The following is a 24,149-nucleotide window of genomic DNA, read 5'->3' as shown; positions in this document are numbered from 1 at the left end:
CGCCGTGACGACACGGCGTGAATGCGTCGTTCAGACGCGACGCTCAATGTGCATGGGGATCGACCGACATGCTGTTGATGAACTTGCCAAGAAAGCGTTCGCACGCGACGAGCTGATCGAGCGCGACGAATTCGTTGGCCTTGTGCGCCTGCATGATGTCGCCAGGACCGCACACGATGCTCGGAATGCCCGCGAGCGAGAAGAGGCCCGCTTCGGTGCCGTACGCAACCTTGCGCTTGTCCTGATCGGCCGTCAGCGCGCGCACGAGTTGCGTGATCGCCGCCTGTTCCGATGAATCGAGGCCGGGCGCCGCGGCGATCTTCGTGATCTCGATGGCGGCCGCCGGATGCTCGCGCAACATTTTCGGCAGCAGCGTTTCGCGCGCGTATTCGTCGATGCGCGCGAAGATCGGTTCGGGATCGAGCGTCGGCAGGTTGCGGAATTCGAACGCGAACCGGCATTCGGCGGGCACGGTGTTGATCGCGTTGCCGCCTTCAATCGTGCTGGTCTGCGCGGTCGTGAAGGGCACGTCATAGAGTTCGTCGAACGGACCCTCGGCGCGGAACCGGTCGGCCATGTCGCGGATGTAGCAGATGAGGCGCGCGGCGTATTCGATCGCGTTGAGGCCCGTCGGCGTCAGCGACGAATGCGCGGCCTGGCCGCGCACGCAGCACTGATACGCGTTGATGCCCTTGTGCGCGATGATCGGCCGCATGCTGGTCGGCTCGCCGACGATGCAGCCATCCGGCTTGATGCCGCGTTTCATCAGATCGGCGATCAGCAGCGGGGCGCCGACGCAGCCCACTTCCTCGTCGAACGAGAGCGCGAAGTGGATCGGCTTCGCGAGCTTCGTGTTCTGCATCTGCGGCAGCAGCGTGAGCGCCGCGCCGATGAAGCCTTTCATGTCGCAGGTGCCGCGTCCATACAGTTTGTCGCCGCGGATTTCGGGCTTGAACGGATCGCTGTCCCAGTGTTGTCCGTCGACCGGCACGACGTCGGTATGCCCCGACAGCACGATGCCGCCGTTTGTCTCGCCGTCGTGCGCGGGCACCGTGGCGAAGAGGTTCGCCCATTTGCCGCTTTCGTCGTGCGTGAGGGTGGCTTCGATGCCCTGCGCGCGCAGATCGTCGCGCACCATTTCAATCAGGCCGAGATTCGGATTGCGGCTGACCGTGTCGATCGACACGAGGCGTTTGACCCAGGAAAGCGAAGCAGGGGAAGCGGAGGACGCGGGCGTGGAGGGGGTGGATTGTGCCGTTTCGGCGACGTGTGACATGACAGAACTCCAGCATGGCTATCGTTCGATCATACCCAAAAAACATACGTCAGGCCAAAGCTGGCAATAACAAAGGCATGTTGCGGCGCGCACATGACGCGCCGCAACATGTCACGCCTGGCGCGCTGTGGCGGGCGTGGCGCGGGTCGGCGCGCCGAGCGCGCGCAGCGTTTCCTTCACCGTCGAAACACGCACCGCGAGGTCGGGCGTGCGCGTCTCGATGCGCAGCTTGTCCTGCCCGGCGAGCTTGATGTGCTTGTGCTTCTGGACCATCTCGATGATACGCATCGCGTCGATGGGCGGATTCGGGATGAACTGCAGGCCGATCACCGTTTCGCCGGCATCGATCTTCGAAATGCCGAGCGGCCTGGCGGCGAGCCGCAAGCGATGCGTTTCGACGAGCGCCAGCGCCTGCGGCGGCAATTTTCCGAAGCGGTCGATCAGCTCTTCCTGAATGCCGTCGATCGCGTCGGCGTGTGCGCAGTTCGCGAGGCGCTTGTAGAGCGAGAGCCGCTCCTGCACGTCGCCGCAATAGTCCGCCGGCAGAATCGCGGGCGCGTGCAGGTTGATCTCGGTCGTGGCGGCAAGCGGCGCGGTGAGGTCCGGCTCGCGACCTTCCTTCAGCGCCTTGACCGCGTCGTTCAGCATGTCGGTGTAGAGCTGGAAGCCGATCTCCTGAATTTCGCCCGATTGCTTGTCGCCCAGCACTTCGCCGGTGCCGCGAATTTCGAGGTCGTGCATCGCGAGATAGAAGCCCGCGCCGAGTTCCTCCATCTGCTGGATCGCTTCGAGACGGCGCTGTGCCTGTTTCGTGAGCCCTTGCGGATCGTGTACGAGCAGATACGAGTACGCCTGGTGATGCGAGCGCCCGACGCGGCCACGCAACTGATGCAGCTGCGCAAGCCCGAACTTGTCGGCGCGATGGATCAGGATCGTGTTCGCGCTCGGCACGTCGATGCCGGTTTCGATAATCGTCGTACACAGCAGCACGTTCGCCCGTTGCGCGACGAAATCGCGCATCACGCGCTCGAGCTCGCGCTCGTGCATCTGTCCGTGCGCGACGGCGATGCGCGCTTCCGGCACGAGCGCTTCGAGCATCGCGCGACGGTTTTCGATCGTCTCCACTTCGTTGTGCAGGAAGTACACCTGGCCGCCGCGCTTGAGTTCGCGCAGCATCGCCTCGCGGATCACGCCGTCTTCCTCGCGACGCACGAAGGTCTTGATCGCGAGGCGTTTCTGCGGCGCGGTCGCGATGATCGAGAAGTCGCGCAGGCCCTCGAGCGCCATGCCGAGCGTGCGCGGAATCGGCGTGGCGGTGAGCGTCAGCACGTCGACTTCGGCGCGCAGCGCCTTCAGCGCTTCTTTCTGGCGCACGCCGAACCGGTGTTCCTCGTCGATGATGACAAGACCCAGCCGCTTGAACTGCACGTCCGACGACAGCAGCTTGTGGGTGCCGATCACGATGTCGACGGTGCCTTCGTTGATCTGCTGGATCGACGCGTTGACTTCCTTCGTCGACTTGAAGCGCGACAGTTCCGCGATGCGCACCGGCCAGTCGGAGAAGCGGTCGGTGAACGTCTGCGTGTGCTGTTCGGCGAGCAGGGTCGTGGGCGAGAGCAGCGCGACCTGTTTGCCGCCGAGCACCGCGATGAACGCCGCGCGCAACGCGACTTCGGTCTTGCCGAAACCGACGTCGCCGCACACGAGGCGGTCCATCGGCTTGCCGCTCGTCATGTCGCCGATCACGGCGGCGATCGCGGCGGCCTGATCGGGGGTCTCCTCGAAGCCGAAGCTTTCGGCGAATTTCGTGTAGTCGCGCGGCTCCAGCGCGAACGCGTGACCCTGACGCAGCGCGCGGCGCGCATACAGGTTCAGCAGTTCGGCGGCGGTGTCGCGGATCTGCTGCGCGGCCTTGCGTTTGGCCTTTTCCCACTGGCCCGAGCCGAGCGAATGCAGCGGCGCGCTTTCCGGATCGGCGCCGCTGTAGCGCGAGATCACGTGCAGTTGCGACACCGGCACGTAGAGCTTGCTCTCGCCCATGTATTCGAGGTGCAGGAACTCGGTGTCGCCTTCGCCGAGATCCATCGTCACGAGGCCCATGTAGCGGCCGATGCCGTGCTGCGCATGCACGACCGGGTCGCCGATCTTCAGCTCCGACAGGTCGCGCACCATCGAGTCGACGTTGCTCGCCTGTTCCTGGCGGCGTCGCCCCGCGCGGCGCGCGAGCGGGCCGTACAGTTCGGTCTCGGTGATGAGCGCGATGCCTTCGGCGGGCAGCGCGAAGCCGTTCGCGAGGGGCGCCACGCCGAGCGCGAAACGCGCTTCGGTGGCGAGCCAGTCGCCGTAGCTGTCCGTCGACGCCGGCAACAGATGGTTGTCGACGAAAAGCTGCATGATCGTCTCGCGTCGCCCCGCCGATTCGGCGGCGAACATCACGCGATGTGGCGTCGTGTCGAGGAACGCGCGCAACGCGGAAATCGGGTCTTCGGCGTGACGGTCGATCGCGAGGTTCGGCAGCGGCGTCGCCCAGCCGCCGCCCGCGTTGCCCGGCAACACGAGGCGCGCGAACGGCTTCGCGAGCGTGAAGAAGTCTTCGTCGGAGAGAAAGAGGCGCGCCGGATCGAGAATCGGCCGGTCGCGATCGTGCGACAGAAAGTTGTGGCGCTGCTTCGTGTCGTTCGTGAAGCGGCGGATCGCGGCATCCAGGTCGCCGACGAACGCAAGCTGGGCGTTTTCGGGCAGATAGTGGAAGAGCGTGGCCGTATCGTCGAAGAAGAGCGGCAGGTAATACTCAATCCCCGCCGACGGCACGCCATTGCCGATGTCCTTGTAGATCGACGCGCGGCTCGGGTCGCCCTCGAACACCTCGCGCCAGCGGCTGCGAAACGCGGTGCGCGCCGCTTCGTCGAACGGAAATTCGCGGCCCGGCAGGAGGCGCACGTCACGCACCGGGTAGAGGCTGCGCTGCGTGTCGGGATCGAACGCGCGGATCGAGTCGACCTGGTCGTCGAAGAGGTCGATCCGGTAAGGCAGGGGCGAGCCCATCGGAAACAGGTCGATCAGCGAGCCGCGTACGCAGTATTCGCCTGGCCGCACGACCTGGCTCACATGTTCGTAGCCCGCCAGCGTCAGCTGCGACTTCAGCTTCGCTTCGTCGAGCCGTTCGCCCTGGGTGAACGAGAACGTGTAAGCGGCCATGAAGGACGCCGGCGGCATGCGGTACAGCGCGGTCGTGGCGGGCACGAGCAGGATGTCGCAGCGGCCTTCGCCCAGGTCGTGCAGCGTCGCGAGCCGTTCGGAGACGAGGTCCTGGTGCGGCGAGAACGTGTCGTAGGGCAGCGTTTCCCAGTCGGGAAGCAGCCGCACGCGGGCTTCCGGCGCGAAGAACGCGATTTCCTGGGTGAGACGCTGCGCATCGACCGCGCTCGCGCAGACCACCGCCAGAAGCGGCACCTGCTCGCGGTAAGCGAGGTGATAGCGGGCGATCAGAAGCGCATCGGACGAGCCGTGCGTGCCGTCGAAGGCGAAACGCTGCCCGGCCTTGACCAGCGCGACGGGCGGGGTGGACTGCGATGAAACGGCGATATCTGGCATAACAAAAAGGCAGCCCTGGCTCACACGTGAGCGGCAAGTTTACGCGCGTCTCGACGTGGACGCGAAGGACCTATTATAAAATCCGTCCTTCACTTTGACTTTCCCGGCGTTCGCCCTCGTGACTTCACGTCTTTTTGCCCTGATCCCATCCGCGGGAACCGGCAGCCGCTCAGGCGCCGCGATGCCCAAGCAGTACCGCACCGTCGCGGGCCGGGACATGCTTCATTACTCGCTGGCCGCGTTCGATGCGTGCAGCGAATTCGCGCAGACGCTCGTGGTGATCGCCCCCGACGACCAGCATTTCGACGCCCGCCGTTTTGCCGGCCTGCGCTTCGCGGTGCGCCGCACGGGCGGGGCGTCGCGCCAGGCATCGGTGCTGAACGGCCTGCACGCGCTCGCCGAATTCGGCGCCGGCGACGACGACTGGGTTCTGGTGCATGACGCCGCGCGCCCCGGGATCACGGCGGCGTTGATCCGCTCGCTGGTCGCGGCGCTCAAGGACGACCCGGTGGGTGGCATCATGGCGTTGCCCGCCGCCGACACGTTAAAGCGCATCACGCCGGACAGCGACAACCGGATCGCCCGCACGGAGGCCCGCGACGGCCTGTGGCAGGCGCAGACGCCGCAGATGTTTCGCGTTGGCATGCTGCGCGAGGCGATCCTGCGCGCGCAGCAGGACGGCCACGATCTCACCGACGAAGCGAGCGCGATCGAATGGCTCGGCCACGCGCCACGCCTCGTGCAGGGTAGCCTGCGCAACTTCAAGGTCACGTATCCCGAAGACTTCGATCTCGCGGATGCGATTCTCAGCCGGCCAGCGGCTTCCTGATTCAACAACGTACGACGACAGGTTAAAGAGCATATGGATATCAGGATCGGACAGGGCTACGACGTACACGCGCTCGTCTCGGGGCGCCCGCTCATCATCGGTGGCGTGACGGTGCCTTACGAGCGTGGACTGCTCGGCCATTCCGACGCCGACGTGCTGCTGCACGCGATCACCGACGCGCTCTTCGGCGCGGCGGCGATGGGCGACATCGGCCGTCACTTTTCCGATACGGACGAGCGCTTCAAGGGCGCGAACTCCCGCGTGCTGCTGCGCGAGTGCGTGAAGCGGGTGACCGAAGCGGGTTTTGCGATCGGCAACGTCGACAGCACGGTGATCGCGCAGGCGCCGAAACTCGCGCCGCATATCGACGCGATGCGCGCGAACATCGCCGAAGACCTGAATCTGCCGCTGGATCGCGTCAACGTGAAGGCGAAGACCAACGAGAAGCTGGGTTATCTCGGGCGCGGCGAGGGGATCGAAGCGCAGGCGGCGGTGCTGCTGTCGCGCGTTTGATCGCGTTGCGATGCTTTGCTTTGCGGCGGGTGTTGTACACGGGCCCGCTGGATGTCGCACGCAAGCTTTTGAGTGAATGAAAACGCCACGGGCTGAAAGTCTACCCGTTCCACAAAGGTGCTGGAGACGGCCCGAACACAGGTTATTGAGCGTCTTTTTCGGGGCTCACTTCCTATCCCACTGGGGAAGATATTCCTGAACCATCTTCTCAACCACCTCCGCCTGTGAGACATCCCGCCGGCGCTTCAGGGTGTCGCGGTCTTTCAGACTACCCATCCAGCGCTTGAACCGGACGAAGGCCATCGGCTCGAGCGTTTCCATTCGGGCCATGTTGCCGTTGGTCGCCACAATCACAGCAGAAAAAGCCGCGCAATCGAGCAACTCTTGCGCACGTGGTGCCTGGGTCACCCAGAAGTCGTTTTCGTCGTCACTGAGTTGCACCGGATGCGGGTCATCGGCCGTCGTCTCTCGCCGGAGGATGTCCACTTCGAAGCCATCCTTGTTGACTGCTGTGTATTTTTGCGAGTCCCGTACCCTGAAGGTGGGATCCACCTTGCGCAGAACCCCGAGCATCGAGCTATCGAGCTTCTTCAATGCGGTGGCGAACTGGACACGCTTGCGGACATCCCACAGCAGATCAATATCCTGGGTCGCAATAGTCGCGTTGTCGACACGTACGCCCGCCGCTGATTCATATGCGTAAAGGGCGTGGGTGCCAATCACCCGAAAATGGTCGCGCAACCCCGAAGTAGCGAGCCGGTTGAGCAGGTCGACAATCAACGGGTTCACTCGCCCCACGCGCAGAGCCCTGTTCATCCGGCTCTGCTTTTCCACAGCTTCGCGTAAGCCGGACACCCGTGTCTGTGCCTCACGCTTGCGCGCCTGGAACGTGTTGTAGATCCGTTCCGTATCCCCGGAGCGGGAACCAAGGCTTTTCTCGCTGCCAGACGGCGTGGTGCGCACGAGATAGAAGTCATCGGGCGCGGAGCTATGCCCTTTGTGCCAGTACATCCCTCCCCGCACATGCGACTGCTCCCGTTCGGCTTCCTCCAGGGCGGTGAAGGCGGACGAGGCGTCAATGTACTGCCTCATTACATCATCTGCGAGCTCGAGCATGTGCTGTTCGGTATAAACAAATGTTTTCACAAAATATACCGAAACGTTATATATTTCAATTGCTTAATTTTTAAACGACAATCAGGACGAGTCGTTGCGCTTACTGACCATCTTTGGCAAGACGCCAAAATTCGCGCATGCGGGTTCTCGCAGAAGTTGACCCGCAGGTCGGTCACCTCGGGCAGACTACGTGACAATGGAGCGTTGGGAGAGCCCGTAGGGGACCTGGCGAGGGGTAGACGCCCTCGCTGCTATCTCCCGTAGATATTTCCGGCAAAGTGAAATCCCGCTAACGTAGATACGGGGCGGGATCTGATGAATTAATGCCCGTTTTCCAACACCTTTGTGAGACGGGTAGCCTGAAAGCCGGTGGCGTTTTTTATTGCGCTGTCAGACGCCCGGTAAAGGCCAGATAAGGCCCGGGCGTCATGACACGGCGACTTACTTCCCTTCGGCCGCGATCACCAGCGCCGCTGCGTTGATCACGGCAGCGATACGACCAACGTCGCGCAGTTGCGTGGCGCTCACGCCGTCGGCGACCAGGTTCTCCGCGTGCGATTTCACGCAGAAGTGGCACTTGCCGATGATCGATGCCGCGAGCGCGTACATCTCGAAGCGACGCTTGTCCACGCCGCCGTGCGACGCGTACGCGTTCATCCGCAGGCCAGCCGGTTGTGTCTTGAGGTCGGCGTTGTCGGCCATCTCGAGATACGGATACCACACGTTGTTCATGCCCATCAACGCGGCGGCCGTCAGCACGCCGTTGATTTCTTCCGGCGGCAACGCGCCCGAATTGCGGATCGCATCGACGATCACGTGGCTCTTCGCCGCGAACGCCGCGGCCAGCGCGACGCCGATCGCATCCGTGCCTTCCAGCGACGAGCGGGCAATCGTGCCGTCCAGATTCAGGCGGATATCTTTCGCGTAATCGGGAACGAGTTCTTTAATCGAAGCCAGAAATTCCATTGATATCTCCTATCAGATCGCCGATAAAAAAGCCCGCGGCTCTTTCAAGCTTAGCGGGCTTTTCACTGCAGATGCTTACAGCGTTGCGCCGCCCACTGCACGGTTGCACGGGCACAGTTCGTCCGTTTGCAGACCGTCGAGAATACGCAGCACTTCTTCCGGGTTACGGCCGACGTTCAGGTTGTTCACCGAAACGTGCTGGATCGTGTTGTCCGGGTCGACCACGAACGTAGCGCGCAGTGCCACGCCGGCTTCCTTGTCGCGCACGCCGAGCTGATCGATCAGTTCGCCCTTCACGTCGCCGAACGAGTAGTGGTTCAGCTTGCTCAGGTCCTTGTGCTCACGGCGCCATGCGAGCTTGACGAATTCGTTGTCGACGCTGCCGCCGAGCAGAACGGCGTCACGTTCCGCGAAATCCCTGGCGAGCTTGCCGAATTCGACGATTTCCGTCGGGCACACGAACGTGAAATCCTTCGGGTAAAAGTAGATGATCTTCCACTTGCCCGGGAACGACTGTTCGGTGATTTCTTCGAACGCCGACACGCCGTTTTCTTCATGATTGTTGAAGCCCGGCTTGGCTGCGGTGACGGTGAAAGCTTCGAGTTTATCGCCCACGGTTTTCATGCGGATACTCCTGTGTGTGTTGAAAAAACAATCTGCAATCTGTTCAGGCTGCCTGCTCGCTGTAACGGACAAGACGTTACTCGAGGCCCACTATAACTCTATTAAACAATTAAATCAATAGTTTTTAACTAACAAACGGGATAGGTTTTTTTCACTGGCCCAATAGACAAGGCCATGCGTCTCCATTTTTGGGTGTCGAACGGTTGCCGCCTCGCGCTGAATCCGGAAGGCAATCAGACGCCTTTCGCGAGCGGGAAGTCGATCGTGACTTCGAGCCCGGGGCCGGGCGTCCGGTTGCGCAGACGCAGCGAGCCGCGATACCGGCTCACCAGCCGCTGCACGATCGCCATGCCGAGCCCGGTGCCGTTCGCCTGGCTACGCGCCGAATTCACACGATAGAACGGTCGTGTGACAAGCGCGAGCTGGTCTTCGGGAATGCCAGGCCCTTCGTCGACCACGGACAGTTCCACGCGCGAATGCGACACCCGCGTTTCGATGACGACGCGCGGAATGCCGTCGCCGTCGCTCAAGCCGTACTTGCGCGCGTTCTCGACCAGATTGCCAACGACGCGCCGCATGTCCGTTTCGTCCGCCTCGACCACCGCCGACGGCGCGAGCCGCGTCACGAGACGCATGCCGTCTTCGCTTGTCATGCGCGCGGCCACTTCGCCTGCGATGATGGAAAGGTCGACAGGTTCCGTCATTCTCTGCACGGGGCGCGCGTAATCCAGGAACCGGCCGATGATCATGTCCATCTGTTCGATGTCGTCGACCATCGCGTCTTTCGTGTTCTGGTCGGACGGGCTCATTTCCGTTTCGAGCCGCAGGCGAGCGAGCGGGGTGCGCAGGTCGTGCGAAATGCCAGCGAGCATCAACGCGCGATCGGCCTCGAGCTGTTCGAGGTCGGTCACCATCTGGTTGAAGCTGCGGTTCGTTTCCGCGGCGACGCCCATGCCGCGTTCGGGCAGCGGCTCGGGCGACTGCCCGGAACCCACCTTGCGCGCGGCCATCGCGAGCCGCGCGAACGGCCTGTTCACGAGACTGGTGATGAACGCCGCGCCGAACAGCGAAAGCGCGAGCGCGAAGATGCCCCATCCCGCCCACTGCAGGCCGGTGACGTTGTCGAGCTGGTCGCGATCGAGCGCGACCCAGTAGTCGTCATCGTCGATCTTGAAGCTGATCCACACGCCGGGAATATCGTTGACCGTCTGCGCGATGACCGTGTCGTCGCCAAGACGTCCGCGGATGTCGTGTTCGATCAGCCGGTTGAGCGACTCGTCCGGCTGAAGGCGATATTTGTCGGTGGTCTCGCGCGGATACACGCGCACCCCTTCGTTGCTTTCCAGATCCTGCAGCAGTGCGCGCCGCAGGTCGGGATCGGAATAAAGGAGGGCGGTGCGCGTGAGCTTCACGATCGCGACGAGCTGCAACGCCACGCGCTGCGCGCGCGGCTCGCGTTCGATGACCCGGAAGCTCTGGAACCATGCGGCGAGGCTGACCGCGATCAGGAGCGCGATCAGCAGAAAGGTCCGCCAGAAAAGGCCGCCGAACGCGAGCGTCAGGAGGCGCCGGTCGATCCGCATGGACCCTTCTCGTCAGAAAGCAGGCGCGACAGCCTCGGGAAGACCGTCAAGCCGCGCCGTCGGGAATGAAGACATAGCCGAGACCCCACACCGTCTGGATGAAACGCGGGCTGCCCGGATCCGGTTCGATCAGCTTGCGAAGGCGCGAAATCTGCACGTCGAGGCTGCGGTCGAACACTTCGTATTCACGGCCGCGCGCAAGCTCCATCAGCTTTTCGCGCGACAGCGGCTGGCGCGGATGGCGCGCGAATACCTTCAGCACGGAGAACTCGCCCGTGGTGAGCGGAATTTCCTGGCCGGCCTTCGTCAGCGTGCGGGTTGCGAGATTGAGCGCGAATTCGCCGAACTCGAAAACCTCGGTGGTTTCGGACGGCGCACCCGGCAACTCCGACGGCGACTGGCGACGTAGCACCGCATGAATGCGCGCGACGAGTTCGCGTGGATTGAATGGCTTCGGCAGGTAATCGTCCGCGCCCATTTCGAGCCCGACGATGCGGTCGACGTCTTCACCCTTCGCCGTCAGCATGATGATCGGCGTGCGATCGTTGCTGCCGCGCAGACGCCGGCAGATCGAGAGGCCATCCTCGCCAGGCAGCATCAGGTCGAGCACGAGCAGATCGAACCGCTCGCGGACCCACAGCTTGTTCATTGACGGCGCGTTTTCGGCGACATAGACATTGAATCCCTGTTCGCCCAGATAGCGGCGCAGCAGATCGCGCAGACGCGGATCGTCATCGACGACGAGGATTTTTGAAGGGTTTTTGGTTTCCATAGTCGGCATCTTAGCGCGATTACAAAGCGGTGCCCGTTCGCACCAATTATCAGGTTACAGTCAGTTACAAAATTTACCCTGCCCGTGGCACGACGTAAAGCATGCGCGCTTACACTCCTTTACTGTTTGCGGCTGTTCGGTAGATACTTCACTCGACAAAAACTCTCGCTCCCGGTTATCGCCGGGGTCTGCATACGCATTTGAGGTACCGGTTGTCGCGCAACGAAGGGAAAAAGATGAAGGGAGGGGTTTGGCCGAATGTGCGCTTGCGCGTGATTGCACTGGCGATTGCCGGCACGCTGACAGGCACATTGGCTTCGATGCCCACCCACGCCCAGCCTGCGCAAGACCGGGCGGCGAATTCCCGTTCGTCCGGACACAACGGAAATAAACCGCCGCGTTCGCCGCGCGGCGCACATGTTGATTCGCCTGCATCGGACATCATGATGCGCACCGTGGTTCCCCCCGATCTCGATCAACGTCGTCGCGACGGGCACATGACGCCCGACGAGCGACGCCTCCTGCGTCAACACATCGAAGACGCCGTTCGCGAGCTTTACAAGCGGTAGGTGTTTCGTCTGCCGTCGTGCGCGAACGTTCCGCCTGGCGCTTCCAGCGCGCTTCAAAAATTTCCCGGCTGTTCCTTCGTCACGATGTCGTACCGGACTTCGTTGAGCGTGTAACGTACAGGCTCAATGCTGGCGCGAACATGTGACATCTTTCGCTTCCGCGTGAGCGACACTGCGACTTCAACAACACCGCGACAACACCGCGATAACACCGCCAGATCGCGAAGGGCGTAAGGAGCTGCCCCGGGTTGACTGGAACGCAAAACAGAAGAGGAACGAGGTGTGCAATGAAACGACGCGATTTCCTTGCGATGGCATCCGTGGCATCGGCGGCCGGTGCCGCCATGTGGCTGCCGGCGGCGTTCGTTGCGGAGCAGGGCATGGCGCGCGTCGATGAACCGGCATCTGGTGTGTCTCCCGGCACGCCAGATGCGCGCGGTTATCGCAACCTGCTGATTCTCGTCGAACTGAAGGGCGGCAACGATGGCCTGAACACAGTCATTCCCTACGCCGATCCGGCGTATTACACGCTGCGCAAAAACATTGGCATCAAGCGCGAGCAACTGATTCAACTCGACGGGCGAGCCGCGCTCCATCCCGCGTTGCAGCCGCTGATGCCGCTCTGGCAGGCGCGCGAACTCGCCATCGTGCAGGGCGTGAGCTACGCTCAGCCGAACCTGTCGCATTTTCGTTCGATCGAAATCTGGGACACCGCGTCGCGCGCGGATCAGTATCTGCGCGAAGGCTGGCTGTCGCGTGCGTTCGCGCAACGTCCCGTACCGGCCGGTTTTGCCGCCGACGGCATGGTGATCGGCAGCGCGGAAATGGGCCCGCTCGCAAACGGCGCGGACACGATCGCGCTCATGGACCCAGTGCGGTTTGCGCGCGCGTCGCGGCTTGTCGCGCCGGGTTCATTGCATGGGCGCAACGTTGAACTTCACCACGTCCACGATGTGGCCGGAGATATCGTCAAAGCCGCTCCGTTCGCGCGTCCCGCGACCGATGCACACGATGGACAATCTGCATTGAAGACAGCGTTTCCACCTAGCGCGTTCGGCGCGTCGATCAGGACGGCAATGCAGGCGCTGTCCACGGGCGACAACCTTCAAGGGTTGCCGCTGGCCGGCGAGGGCGTCGCGGCGATCCGCCTGACGTTGAATGGTTTCGACACGCATCAGAACCAGCCCGGCCAGCACGCGGCGCTGCTCGCGCAACTGGCGGAAGGTTTGATGTCGATGAAAGCGGCGCTGGTTGAAATGGGCCGCTGGGACCGCACGCTTGTGATGACGTACTCGGAATTCGGACGGACTCCGCGCGAGAACCTGGGCCACGGCACCGATCACGGTACCGTGGCGCCGCACTTCGTAGCGGGCGGCCGGGTGCGCGGCGGCCTGCATGGCGTGCCGCCAGTGCTCACGCGACTCGACGGCAACGGCAATCTGCCTGTGAGCGTCGACTTTCGCGAGATGTACGCGACAGTGCTTGCGTCGTGGTGGGGGCTCGATCCGGCGATTGTGCTTCGCGACCGGTTTGCACCGCTGCCGTTGCTGCGGGTTTGACTCTGGTTCTATCGTTCTATTCGCGCGCGAAGCTCAGGCAGATCAGTTCGATTTACGCGCCGCGCGCCACGCAATCCAGAGCTTGCGGACCGGCGTGAGCGCGATCCGCTGATGCAGGACCTGGTAGCCTTCGCGCTCGATCTCGTCGAGCACCGCGAGCGAAAGCGCCGCTTGCGCGCGAAGCGTGCGCTGCGTCGGCCGTTCGTCGGCGGGGATCGCGGCGAGCGCGGCGTTCAGCGCGTCGCGCGCGCGCGTTGTCTGGAAGCGCATCAGTTCGGTGAACGCGTCGCTGTACCGGCGGTTGATCAGGTCCGCGGCCGTCACGTTGAAGCGCTGCATTTCGTCGATCGGAATATAGATGCGGCCGTGGCGCGCGTCGTCGCCGAGGGCTTCGACGAACTGCGCGAGCATCAGCGCCTGGCCGAGCGCCGGGGCCCAGTTCGACGCCTGCGCCGGATTGCGGGCGGTGGCGTGCGCGACGAGCGTGGCGAACGTGCCGCCGACGCCCGCCATATAACGCTGCAGATTCGGATAGTCGAGATAGCGGGCCTGATCGAGATCCATCTCGTAGCCGGCGAGCAGCGCCTGCAGCGCGGGATAACTGTCTTCGATGTCGCCCAGCCAGGCGGTGAGCGCCTTCGACACCGGATGTGACGGTGTGCCCTCTACGAGCGCGGCCATTTCCTTTTGCCACCACGCGAGCTTCGTGCGACCGATGGTCGGATCGCTCGTTTCCTTGACGGTCTCCTCGAATTCGCGGCGCAGCGCGAAGAGGGCGGTCAACAGCGGCTGGCGGGCGATGGACGCCTGACGAAGCGCGTAATAGGCGCTGGAGCCGGGTGGCGCGGCTTTCTGCTGGCAATAGTCGTCGAAATTCACTGGAATCGGGGTGTGGGGATCGGATGCAGGGGGCGCGCACCGTGCGGTGCGGCAAGCCGAAAATTGTAGCATCGCGATCGATTTCGCAGATGCAGACAAGCGTTGGCCAATCGGTTAGAATTCCGCGCTTACGCTTTCGGGCGCGGCTTCAGCGGGCAGCATCCGCTGCTGAGCGGACGTTGGCGAGCCAGAATATCTGGGTAGCGTGCTCACGCATTCAGCCCGGCTGCGAGGATGGCGAAATTGGTAGACGCACCAGGTTTAGGTCCTGACGCCAGCAATGGTGTAGGGGTTCGAGTCCCCTTCCTCGCACCACTCTTTTTTCATATCGATTCTTCCCGGCAGGTTCACCGTTTGGATGTCACCACGTGACATCGCGCGCGGCCACGCGCGCCCTGCTGGTTGCACACGCAATCAGTTACGCCTCGCCTGCGCTGGCATGCACCGCTTTCAAGGACAGTGTGATGCTGCGCAATCGCAGGCGAGGAGACTGGAAGTGCCGGCGCTCGATGCACATCAGGCTTCACGCGCCTCCATGCTCTGGATGACCTTGTCGAGCGCGCTGCTCAGCGAGGCCTGTTCGTTCTCGTCGAGGCAAGCGAAGAGATCCTCGTTCCACTTGCGCGCGACAGGCATCACGCGACGATAGAGCGCGCGTCCTTGCGCCGTGAGCGAAACGAGCACGACACGGCCATCGTCCTCGCTCGCCTCGCGCATGACGAGCCCCTGCTTGATGAGCGCCTCGGCCGCGCGGCTCGCCTGGCTCTTGTCGAGATTCGCGTGCCGTGCGAGATCCATGATCGAAAACGGTCCGAACGATCCCACCGAAGCAATCACGCGCGCTTCCGGAAGCGTGATGTCGAGCTTCTCCTGATAACGTGTGCCGATGCCGCGTTCGGCGAGCTTGTTCAGAACGTGCAGGCGATACGTCAGGAACTGCTCGAGTCCGGCTTTGGCGGATGCCTTCATGATGTCCCCGGGTTGGATGGATGCAAGCGTGCCGCTGTGATTGCTGGCGCGTGCGCCGGGCGGATCAACGCGCGCCGTATTTCAGCCGCGCAAGCTGTTCCGCCTCGTTCGCGAGCAACCGCGCCGCGTCGCGGATCGCGACCTCGAGCGTGATCGGACCCGGCGCCGGCGAGAAGCAGCCCGTGAAGTGTTCCGACAGGCGCGGCAGCGCGGCGGAGTCGATCGCACCGGAAAGCAGGGTGGCCGGCACGCCCGCCGCCGCGGCATGCCGGCACGCGATGAACGGCGCCTTGCCATGCAGCGTCTGGACGTCCGAGCGGCCTTCGCCCGTGATCAGCCAGTTGGCGCCTTCGAGCGCGGCATCGAGGCCGATCTGCTGGGCAACGACTTCAGCGCCCGGCTGAAACTGCGCGCCGAGCATGTGAAGCGCGAAACCCAGCCCGCCCGCCGCGCCCGCGCCGGCTTCATCACGCGCCACGCGATTGAGCGCGGGTTCGAGCAGATCGGCAAAGCGGGCGAGGGCCGCGTCGATTGTCGAAACCTGGTCTGGCCTCACGCCCTTTTGCGGACCGAACACGGCGGTCGCGCCGTGCTCGCCGGTGAGTGGATTATCGACGTCCGACATGCCGGTGAAGCTCGCGTCAGCGAGCCGCGCATCGAGTTGCGACGCGTCGACGCACGCGAGCTTCGCGAGCTGTTCCGGCGTCGGCTCGAGTTCCTGGCCTTGCGCATCGAACAGTTTCAGCCCGAGCCCAACGAGCAGGCCCGCGCCGCCATCGTTCGTGCTGCTGCCGCCGAGCGCGACGAAGAACCGGCGCACGCCGGTGTCGAGCAATGCACGGATCGCCTCGCCCATGCCGCGCGTGCTGCGCGCCTCGACGGGCACGCTCATGCCGACCGGATCGGTGATGCCGACGATTTCCGCCGTTTCGATGATCGCGCTGCCGTCGGCCAGCAGGCCCGTGGCCGCCTCGCGCACCGGGCCCGCCGCACCGCGTACCGACAGCATCGAGCGCTGGCCGCCGTGCGTGAGCATTGCGTCGAGCGTGCCTTCGCCGCCATCGGCCATCGGGCACGTGCGCACGATCGCGTCTGGCCGCGCGCGCTGGATGCCGGCGGCGATGGCCGCGGCGACCTGATCGGCGCCAAGCGAGCCTTTGAAGGAATCGGGAGCGATGACGACGACAGGCGTGGACGACAGGTTCGGCATGGTGTCTCGTATGGGGTTGTTGTCGGGCGATGCGCACCGCGGCGAGCCGAGGTGCGAGCGTGGGCGATAGCTTAGCAGCATGGCGCTGGCCACTGAATATGTCGTATGGCATAGCGGCTATCCCGTCGCCTGTCCGCTTCGCCCGGCCGGGCGAAGCGTTGCCGGAAACATGGGTTGTCCGCGCGGGAAAAAGACTGGAAAAAGGTGGTAATCCGGGCCCGGCGGCAGCAAAAAATGCGCGAAAAGATCGAATCCCGGCTAGGCGCGCAAATAGTTTGCTAAAATATTCGGCTCTTCTGACCCAAACCGCGTTGCAGGCGCCCCGAGGGCCCGCGGCGAGAGGTGCGCGATCGATGCAGGCTGTGCCCGGACCGGGCGTCAAAAGCGGCATCGGGAGGCAGCGCGGAAAAGATAACTGATTCGCTCGAATAATTTTAGGACGATTGAAGCCATGGCTAACGTTGTTGAAAACCTCGGCAAGCTCGAACGCCGCGTAACGATTTCCCTGCCGAAAGACACCGTGCAGAAGGAAGTGGACTCGCGCATCCGCCAGCTGGCGAAGAATGTGCGCATGCCGGGCTTCCGCCCGGGCAAGGTGCCGCTCAAAATGGTGACGCAACAGTATTCGGGCCAGGTGGAAGCTGAAGTGCTGAGCGACAAGGTCGGCAAGGAGTTCTTCGACATCAGCCGCGCTGAAAACCTGCGCGTGGCCGGCCAGCCGAGCTTCGCGCCGAAGACCGACGCCGCAGAAAACGACTACGCGTTCGACGCCACGTTCGAGGTCTATCCGGAAGTGAAGCTGGGCGACGTCGCGACGGCTGAAATCGAACGCACGACGACCACCATCAGCGAAGCGGAAATCGACCGCACGCTGGATATCCTGCGCAAGCAGCGCGTCCACTACCACGCACGCGGCGAAGCCGGCGAGCATGGCGACGGCGGCGGCGAAACGGCAGCGAAAGACGCCGACCGCGTGACGGTCGACTTCGTCGGCAAGATCGACGGCGAAGTGTTCCAGGGCGGCAGCGCCGACGATTTCGTGTTCGTGCTCGGCGAAGGCCGCATGCTGCCGGAATTCGAAAAGGCAGCGGCAGGCCTTGCAGTCGGCGAATCGAAGACATTCGATCTGGCGTTCCCGGCCGACTATCACGGCAAGGATGTCGCCGGCAAAACGGCGCAGTTTACGATCACGATGAAGAAGATCGAATGGCCGCACCTGCCGGAAATCGACGCTGAATTCGCGAAGTCGCTCGGTATCGAAGACGGCGACCAGGTCAAGATGCGCGCTGAAATCAAGGACAACCTCGAGCGCGAAGCGAAGCGTCGCACGCAGTCGATCGTCAAGAACCAGGTCATGGACGCGCTCCTGAAGATCTCGGAACTCGACGTGCCGAAGGCGCTGATCGAGCAGGACCAGCAACGCCTCGTCGAAATGGCGCGCCAGGATCTGCAGCAACGCGGCGTGCCGAACGCAGCCGACGCACCGATCCCGGCGGAAATGTTCGCCGAGCAGGCCGAGCGCCGCGTGAAACTCGGCCTCGTGCTGGCTGAACTCGTGAAGGCAAACGACCTGCAGGCGAAGCCGGAACAGATCCGCGCCGAAGTCGACGAATTCGCGAAAAGCTACGAAGACCCGAAGGAAGTCGTCCGCTGGTATTATTCGAACCAGCAGCGCCTCGCGGAAATGGAAGCGTACGTCGTTGAAGCGAACGTCGTCGATTTCGTGCTCGGCAAGGCCAAAGTGACGGACAAGGATGTGAGCTTCGAAGAACTGGCAAGCGCAACGGCGCAGGCGTAAGCGTCGTTGTAACGGCGTGCCGGCTGTCGGAGCGACGGCCGCACGCCGTTTTTTTATGTCCGGCGTATCGTGCGGGCTTGAAACTGGCGTCGTCGTACTCACCTGCCTCACGAACAAGAACATTCCAGACAAGGATCCACTGCATGACCTTTCGCGCTCAATTGCTGGACACGTTAGCCTCCCACGCGCCCCGGGATCTCGAGGCGCAGGCGCTCGGGCTCGTCCCGATCGTCGTGGAAACGAGCGGACGTGGCGAGCGTTCGTACGACATCTACTCGCGTCTCCTGAAGGAGCGGGTGGTGTTCCTGGTCGGCGAAGTGAATGACCAGACGGCCAATCTCGTCGTCGCGCAGTTGCTGTTCCTCGAAAGCGAGAATCCGGACAAGGACATCAGCTTCTATATCAACAGCCCGGGCGGCTCGGTGTCGGCCGGCATGGCGATTTATGACACGATGCAGTTCATCAAGCCAGACGTGTCGACGCTGTGCATGGGTCTCGCCGCGAGCATGGGCGCGTTCCTGCTGGCAGCCGGCGCGAAGGGCAAGCGTTTCACGCTGCCGAACGCGCGCGTCATGATTCACCAGCCGCTGGGTGGCGCACGGGGTCAGGCGTCGGACATCGAAATTCAGGCACGGGAAATCCTGTACCTGAAGGAGCGTCTGAACCAGCTGCTCGCGCATCACACGGGTCAGCCGGTCGAGCGTATTGCGCGCGACACCGATCGCGATAATTTCATGTCGGGTGACGACGCGCAGGCTTACGGTCTCGTTGACCAGGTTCTGCACAAGCGTCCCTGATCGGGTAGAACGCGCCCCAAAACAGGGCAAAGGGTCGGACGACAATCCAATGAGAAGCATCTGACCCGTCCCTGAGCGCCTGCGGCGAACACGCCGCCCCAGCCTTCGCGCGTCGTCCTGGGCCGACTGCGGGGCTGGAGCAAACGGCGTATTATGTAATCGAGTGTCCGGAGGCTCACACATCTATGGCGGACAAAAAGGGTTCTAACAGCGAAAAGCTGTTGTATTGCTCGTTCTGTGGCAAGAGTCAGCATGAAGTCAAAAAGCTGATTGCCGGACCGTCGGTATTCATCTGTGATGAATGTATCGACCTGTGCAATGAAATCATCCGCGACGAAGCTGCTGGCTCAGGCGTGGAAACGGGCCTGTCCAAGTCCGATCTGCCGAGTCCGCAGGAAATCCGCGAAATCCTCGATCAGTACGTGATCGGCCAGGAACGCGCGAAGAAAATCCTCGCTGTCGCGGTGTACAACCACTACAAGCGCCTGAAGCATCTCGACAAGAAAGACGAAATCGAGCTGTCGAAGAGCAACATCCTGCTGATCGGCCCCACGGGCTCCGGCAAGACGCTGCTCGCGCAGACGCTCGCGCGTCTTCTGAACGTCCCGTTCGTCATTGCCGATGCAACGACGCTGACGGAAGCCGGCTATGTCGGCGAGGACGTCGAGAACATCATTCAGAAGCTGCTGCAGAACTGCAATTACGAAGTGGACAAGGCGCAGCGCGGCATTGTCTATATCGACGAAATCGACAAGATCAGCCGCAAGTCGGACAACCCGTCGATCACCCGCGACGTATCGGGCGAAGGCGTGCAGCAGGCGTTGCTGAAGCTGGTCGAGGGCACGATGGCGTCGGTGCCGCCGCAAGGTGGCCGTAAGCATCCGAACCAGGACTTCATCCAGGTCGACACGACCAACATCCTGTTCATCTGCGGCGGCGCGTTCGACGGCCTCGAAAAGGTCATCGTCGACCGCACGGAAAAGACCGGCATCGGCTTTGGCGCGAGCGTCAAGAGCAAGCAGGACCGCGACGCCGGCGAAGTGCTGCGCGAAGTCGAACCGGAAGATCTGATCAAGTTCGGCCTGATTCCGGAACTGATCGGCCGTCTGCCGGTGGTGGCTACGCTCGGCAAGCTCGACGAAGCCGCGCTGATGAAAATCCTCGTCGAACCGAAGAACGCGCTGATCAAGCAGTATCACAAGCTCTTCAACATGGAGCGTGTCGAACTGGAGATCCGTCCGGGTGCGCTGCAGGCTGTCGCGCGCAAGGCGATCCGGCGCAAAACGGGTGCCCGGGGTCTGCGATCGATCCTGGAACAGGCCTTGCTCGACGTGATGTACGAGTTGCCGACGATGAAGGGCGTAAGCAAGGTCATCATCGACGACAACGTCATCGACGGCGACGGCAAACCGTTGCTGATCTACGAAGATGCGCCCAAGGTCGCGGGTTCGAATTGATCGGCTTTCCGGGTTCTGCAAAAAAGCCGTTCATGGCGACGTGAACGGCTTTTTCGTTTATCTTGTGGTCAGGATGGTTGTTTTCTCTATTGGAGTCACTGAACTTTCGGAGTCACTGAACTTTTCCCACACGCGGAGGCCTTGCAATCTTTTTTGCTGGCCTCACCTATCGAACGAACTGATTCCACTCATGGGGAAATGAAATGTCAGGAACCCAACTCCTTCCGCCGGAACGCATTACGCTCCCGCTGCTCCCGCTGCGTGACGTAGTCGTATTCCCGCACATGGTGATTCCGCTCTTCGTAGGCCGCCCGAAGTCGATCAAGGCTCTCGAAGCAGCGATGGAAGGCGGCAAGCACATCATGCTCGTCGCCCAGAAAACGGCTGCGAAAGATGAGCCGACCGAAAAGGACATGTACGAAACAGGGTGTATCGCCAACATCCTGCAGATGCTGAAGCTGCCCGACGGCACCGTGAAGGTGCTCGTCGAAGGTCTTCAGCGCGCGAAGACGCTTTCCATCGAAGAACAGGAAACGCAGTTTTCGTGCGAAGTCATGCCGCTCGAACCCGACCACGCCGACAGCGCCGAAACTGAAGCGCTGCGTCGCGCGATCGTGTCGCAGTTCGACCAGTATGTGAAGCTGAACAAGAAGATTCCGCCGGAGATTCTCACGTCGCTGTCGGGCATCGATGAAGCAGGGCGTCTGGCCGATACGATCGCCGCGCATCTGCCGCTGAAGCTCGACCAGAAGCAGCACATTCTCGAGATGTTCCCGGTCGTCGAGCGCCTCGAGCATCTGCTCGCGCAACTCGAAGCCGAGATCGACATTCTCCAGGTCGAAAAGCGCATCCGTGGGCGCGTGAAGCGCCAGATGGAAAAGAGCCAGCGCGAGTACTACCTGAACGAACAGGTCAAGGCGATCCAGAAGGAACTCGGCGAAGGCGAGGAAGGTGCGGATCTCGAAGAACTCGAGAAGCGCATCACGGCCGCCCGCATGCCGAAGGAAGCCAAAAAGAAGGCCGACGCCGAGCTGAAGAAGCTCAAGCTGATGTCGCCGATGTCGGCTGAAGCCACTGTCGTGCGCAACTATATCGACACGCTGATCGCGCTGCCGTGGCGCAAGAAGAGCAAGGTCAACAACGACCTCTCGAACGCCGAGACCGTGCTCGACGAAGACCACTTCGGTCTCGAGAAAGTGAAGGAACGCATTCTCGAGTATCTCGCGGTCCAGCAACGTGTCGACAAGGTGAAGGCGCCGATCCTGTGCCTCGTCGGGCCTCCTGGTGTCGGCAAGACGTCGCTCGGCCAGTCGATCGCTCGCGCGACGAACCGCAAGTTCGTGCGCATGGCGTTGGGCGGCGTGCGCGACGAAGCCGAAATTCGTGGTCACCGTCGTACGTACATCGGCTCGATGCCGGGCAAGATCCTGCAAAGCCTGACGAAGGTCGGCGTGCGCAATCCGCTCTTCCTGCTCGACGAAGTCGACAAGATGGGCCAGGATTTCCGCGGCGATCCGTCTTCGGCGCTGCTGGAAGTGCTTGATCCGGAACAGAATCATACGTTCGCCGATCACTACGTCGAAGTCGACTTCGATCTGTCGGACGTGATGTTCGTGGCGACGTCGAACTCGCTGAACATTCCGCCGCCGCTGCTCGACCGGATGGAAGTGATCCGTCTGGCGGGTTACACGGAAGACGAGAAGGTCAGCATCGCGCAACGTTATCTGCTGCCGAAGCAGAAGAAGAACAACGGCCTGAAGGAAGGCGAGGTCGACGTGACGGAATCCGCGATCCGCGACATCATTCGTTATTACTCGCGTGAATCGGGCGTGCGTTCGCTCGAACGTGAAATTTCGAAGATCTGCCGCAAGGTCGTGAAGATGCTTCTGCTGAAGAAGGCGGAAGGCGCGGTGACAGTCGACGGCAGCAATGTCGACACTTTCCTCGGCGTGCGCAAGTACGACTTCGGTCTGGCCGCGAAGGAAAATCAGGTTGGCCAGGTCACGGGTCTTGCGTGGACGGAAGTCGGCGGCGATCTGCTGACTATCGAAGCCGCGGTCATGCCGGGCAAGGGCAATGTGATCCGCACGGGTTCGCTTGGCGACGTGATGAAGGAATCCGTCGAGGCAGCGCGCTCGGTGGTCCGCTCGCGTTCGCGCCGTCTGGGTATCAAGGACGAAGCGTTCGAGAAGCAGGACATTCACATCCACGTGCCGGAAGGCGCGACGCCGAAGGACGGTCCTTCGGCCGGTGTCGCGATGACGACCGCGCTGGTGTCGGTGCTGACCGGCATTCCGGTGCGTGCCAATGTCGCGATGACGGGCGAAATCACGTTGCGCGGCGAAGTGCTTCCGATCGGCGGCCTGAAGGAAAAGCTGCTGGCGGCGCATCGTGGCGGCATCAAGCTGGTGCTGATCCCGGAGGAAAACGTCAAGGATCTGACGGAGATTCCGGACAACGTGAAGAACGCGATCGAAATCGTGCCGGTCCGCTGGATCGACAAGGTGCTCGAACTCGCGCTCGAACGTGTGCCGCAACCGTTGCCGGAAGAAGAACCGAAGGCCGCGCCGGCTGTTGCAGCCGAACCGGCCAAGGATTCCGCATCGGAAGTCGTGAAGCACTGATCGACCCAGGCGGTTCCTGCAGCACGAAAACCCGCGGCCCTGTGCGCCGCGGGTTTTTTTATTTCCAGGAGCGTTTGCGGGCGCGGTTTTCACGTCGCTGACACATTTTTTCCCAACATGTGTGCAACGCATGTCCGCACCATGCAAACCGGTTGCACGTGCATCGATCGTCTGCAAAATTTCGTCATGAAACGCGTGCGGAATGTGTGCTCGAATCAGGCTCAACCCCGCTTGACACAAGGGTTTAGGCCCATTCTAATTAGCTGGCCCGGCGTTTTTGCCGTGCCTGCTTACAAACCGGCGCCTAAGGCGCTATCACGATTGCCCAATAACATTCTCGGGGGCTGGAATGAACAAGACGGAATTGATCGATCACATCGCGCAACAAGCAGACATTTCGAAAGCTGCAGCGGGACGTGCACTCGATGCTGTGATCGGCGGCGTCAAAGGGACGTTAAAGAAGGGCGGTTCGGTCACGCTGGTTGGCTTTGGTACATTTGCCGTGGGCAAGCGCACGGCACGCACAGGTCGCAATCCGCGCACGGGCGCCGCGATCAAGATCAAGGCAGCCAAGGTGCCTAAATTTAGGCCTGGCAAAGCACTGAAGGATGCGCTAAACTAATTGGCTCGCTGACTGGGGTTCCTGTAAAAGCTACTTGATATACAGTGCATCAGTCAGCGTCAGTTCGATGCGTAGCGAACGCGGGCAGTTCGCGTGAATCGTGGAACGGGTGCTTAGCTCAGTTGGTAGAGCGGCGCCCTTACAAGGCGTAGGTCGGGAGTTCGAGCCTCTCAGCACCCACCAGTTCCAGATGTCGCAGCAGCGAACGAGCAGTCAGTATGTGCAAAAAGGAGTGGTAGTTCAGTCGGTTAGAATACCGGCCTGTCACGCCGGGGGTCGCGGGTTCGAGTCCCGTCCACTCCGCCAGTATCCTCGAAAGGCGAACTCCGGTTCGCCTTTTTTATTGCCCGCTGTTGTAATATCGGGCGTTCTGTTTTTGGCCAATCCTCACG

At 62.3% G+C, this 24,149-nt stretch carries 19 protein-coding genes and 3 tRNA genes; 12 read left to right on the top strand and 10 right to left on the bottom strand.

Annotated features, from left to right (window positions below):
• Positions 1 to 43: 43 nt before the first annotated feature.
• Entirely contained in the window at positions 44 to 1,276 is a 1,233-nt protein-coding gene (gene argE / locus BLV45_RS11890; protein WP_090533122.1) for an acetylornithine deacetylase, read from the bottom strand.
• A gap of 111 nt (positions 1,277 to 1,387) precedes the next feature.
• Positions 1,388 to 4,870, bottom strand: a complete 3,483-nt coding sequence (gene mfd, locus BLV45_RS11885; protein WP_090533120.1) for a transcription-repair coupling factor — start codon at positions 4,868 to 4,870, stop codon at positions 1,388 to 1,390.
• Positions 4,871 to 4,988: 118 nt separating this feature from the next.
• On the opposite strand from mfd, the gene ispD reads away from it, so the two are divergent.
• Positions 4,989 to 5,699 (top strand): 2-C-methyl-D-erythritol 4-phosphate cytidylyltransferase, encoded by a 711-nt coding sequence (gene ispD / locus BLV45_RS11880; RefSeq protein WP_090533846.1) that lies wholly within the window; start codon positions 4,989 to 4,991, stop codon positions 5,697 to 5,699.
• A gap of 33 nt (positions 5,700 to 5,732) precedes the next feature.
• The gene (gene ispF / locus BLV45_RS11875) at positions 5,733 to 6,212 is read left to right on the top strand and encodes a 2-C-methyl-D-erythritol 2,4-cyclodiphosphate synthase (protein ID WP_090533118.1); all 480 of its coding nucleotides are present in this window, start codon (positions 5,733 to 5,735) and stop codon (positions 6,210 to 6,212) included.
• A gap of 165 nt (positions 6,213 to 6,377) precedes the next feature.
• Here ispF and BLV45_RS11870 read toward each other — a convergent pair whose 3' ends face one another.
• The 5 genes from BLV45_RS11870 to ompR form a co-directional block, all read right to left on the bottom strand.
• Entirely contained in the window at positions 6,378 to 7,328 is a 951-nt protein-coding gene (locus tag BLV45_RS11870) for a GSU2403 family nucleotidyltransferase fold protein (RefSeq protein WP_090533116.1), read from the bottom strand.
• Between the two features lie 441 nt (positions 7,329 to 7,769).
• Positions 7,770 to 8,294, bottom strand: coding sequence for a carboxymuconolactone decarboxylase family protein (locus BLV45_RS11865; RefSeq protein ID WP_090533114.1), 525 nt, complete (start codon positions 8,292 to 8,294; stop codon positions 7,770 to 7,772).
• 75 nt (positions 8,295 to 8,369) lie between these two features.
• Positions 8,370 to 8,918, bottom strand: a complete 549-nt coding sequence (locus BLV45_RS11860; RefSeq protein WP_090533112.1) for a peroxiredoxin — start codon at positions 8,916 to 8,918, stop codon at positions 8,370 to 8,372.
• A 233-nt stretch (positions 8,919 to 9,151) separates the two neighbouring features.
• Entirely contained in the window at positions 9,152 to 10,501 is a 1,350-nt protein-coding gene (locus BLV45_RS11855; protein ID WP_090533111.1) for an ATP-binding protein, read from the bottom strand.
• 46 nt (positions 10,502 to 10,547) lie between these two features.
• A complete protein-coding gene (gene ompR, locus BLV45_RS11850) occupies positions 10,548 to 11,282 on the bottom strand; it encodes an osmolarity response regulator transcription factor OmpR (RefSeq protein ID WP_006048917.1) in 735 nt (244 codons plus the stop codon).
• A 227-nt stretch (positions 11,283 to 11,509) separates the two neighbouring features.
• Here ompR and BLV45_RS11845 point away from each other — a divergent pair, with 227 nt between their 5' ends.
• Positions 11,510 to 11,842 carry a hypothetical protein gene (locus BLV45_RS11845; protein ID WP_090533109.1) on the top strand — a complete coding sequence of 111 codons (333 nt, stop codon included), beginning with the start codon at positions 11,510 to 11,512 and terminating at the stop codon, positions 11,840 to 11,842.
• A 287-nt stretch (positions 11,843 to 12,129) separates the two neighbouring features.
• A complete protein-coding gene (locus tag BLV45_RS11840) occupies positions 12,130 to 13,401 on the top strand; it encodes a DUF1501 domain-containing protein (RefSeq protein WP_090533106.1) in 1,272 nt (423 codons plus the stop codon).
• 42 nt (positions 13,402 to 13,443) lie between these two features.
• Here the strand turns inward: BLV45_RS11840 and BLV45_RS11835 are convergent, their stop codons facing one another.
• Positions 13,444 to 14,280 (bottom strand): squalene/phytoene synthase family protein, encoded by an 837-nt coding sequence (locus BLV45_RS11835; protein WP_090533104.1) that lies wholly within the window; start codon positions 14,278 to 14,280, stop codon positions 13,444 to 13,446.
• Positions 14,281 to 14,508: 228 nt separating this feature from the next.
• On the opposite strand from BLV45_RS11835, the gene BLV45_RS11830 reads away from it, so the two are divergent.
• A tRNA-Leu gene (locus BLV45_RS11830) sits at positions 14,509 to 14,595 on the top strand.
• Between the two features lie 201 nt (positions 14,596 to 14,796).
• Here the strand turns inward: BLV45_RS11830 and BLV45_RS11825 are convergent.
• Positions 14,797 to 15,249, bottom strand: a complete 453-nt coding sequence (locus BLV45_RS11825; RefSeq protein WP_090533102.1) for a MarR family winged helix-turn-helix transcriptional regulator — start codon at positions 15,247 to 15,249, stop codon at positions 14,797 to 14,799.
• Positions 15,250 to 15,313: 64 nt separating this feature from the next.
• Positions 15,314 to 16,459, bottom strand: coding sequence for a glycerate kinase (locus BLV45_RS11820; protein ID WP_090533100.1), 1,146 nt, complete (start codon positions 16,457 to 16,459; stop codon positions 15,314 to 15,316).
• Between the two features lie 451 nt (positions 16,460 to 16,910).
• Between BLV45_RS11820 and tig the strand changes: the two genes are divergently transcribed.
• From tig to BLV45_RS11785, 7 genes are all read left to right on the top strand, one after another.
• Positions 16,911 to 18,257 carry a trigger factor gene (tig, locus tag BLV45_RS11815; protein WP_090533097.1) on the top strand — a complete coding sequence of 449 codons (1,347 nt, stop codon included), beginning with the start codon at positions 16,911 to 16,913 and terminating at the stop codon, positions 18,255 to 18,257.
• A gap of 143 nt (positions 18,258 to 18,400) precedes the next feature.
• Positions 18,401 to 19,054: an ATP-dependent Clp endopeptidase proteolytic subunit ClpP gene (clpP, locus tag BLV45_RS11810; protein ID WP_090533095.1), complete on the top strand. Its 654-nt coding sequence runs from the start codon at positions 18,401 to 18,403 to the stop codon at positions 19,052 to 19,054.
• 185 nt (positions 19,055 to 19,239) lie between these two features.
• A complete protein-coding gene (clpX, locus tag BLV45_RS11805; RefSeq protein WP_090533094.1) occupies positions 19,240 to 20,511 on the top strand; it encodes an ATP-dependent Clp protease ATP-binding subunit ClpX in 1,272 nt (423 codons plus the stop codon).
• Between the two features lie 203 nt (positions 20,512 to 20,714).
• Positions 20,715 to 23,135 carry an endopeptidase La gene (lon, locus tag BLV45_RS11800; protein ID WP_090533092.1) on the top strand — a complete coding sequence of 807 codons (2,421 nt, stop codon included), beginning with the start codon at positions 20,715 to 20,717 and terminating at the stop codon, positions 23,133 to 23,135.
• Positions 23,136 to 23,484: 349 nt separating this feature from the next.
• On the top strand, positions 23,485 to 23,757 hold the full coding sequence (locus BLV45_RS11795) for an HU family DNA-binding protein (protein ID WP_007585907.1): 273 nt from the start codon (positions 23,485 to 23,487) through the stop codon (positions 23,755 to 23,757).
• Between the two features lie 107 nt (positions 23,758 to 23,864).
• A tRNA-Val gene (locus BLV45_RS11790) sits at positions 23,865 to 23,940 on the top strand.
• A gap of 46 nt (positions 23,941 to 23,986) precedes the next feature.
• Positions 23,987 to 24,063 (top strand) — tRNA-Asp (locus BLV45_RS11785).
• Positions 24,064 to 24,149 lie beyond the last annotated feature (86 nt).

The sequence above is a fragment of the Paraburkholderia sartisoli genome (assembly GCF_900107685.1).
In the GTDB taxonomy this organism is placed as follows: Bacteria; Pseudomonadota; Gammaproteobacteria; order Burkholderiales; family Burkholderiaceae; genus Paraburkholderia; species Paraburkholderia sartisoli.
The sequence above is the reverse complement of the archived record's forward strand: the minus strand, read 5'-3'. Positions and strand labels throughout refer to the sequence as shown.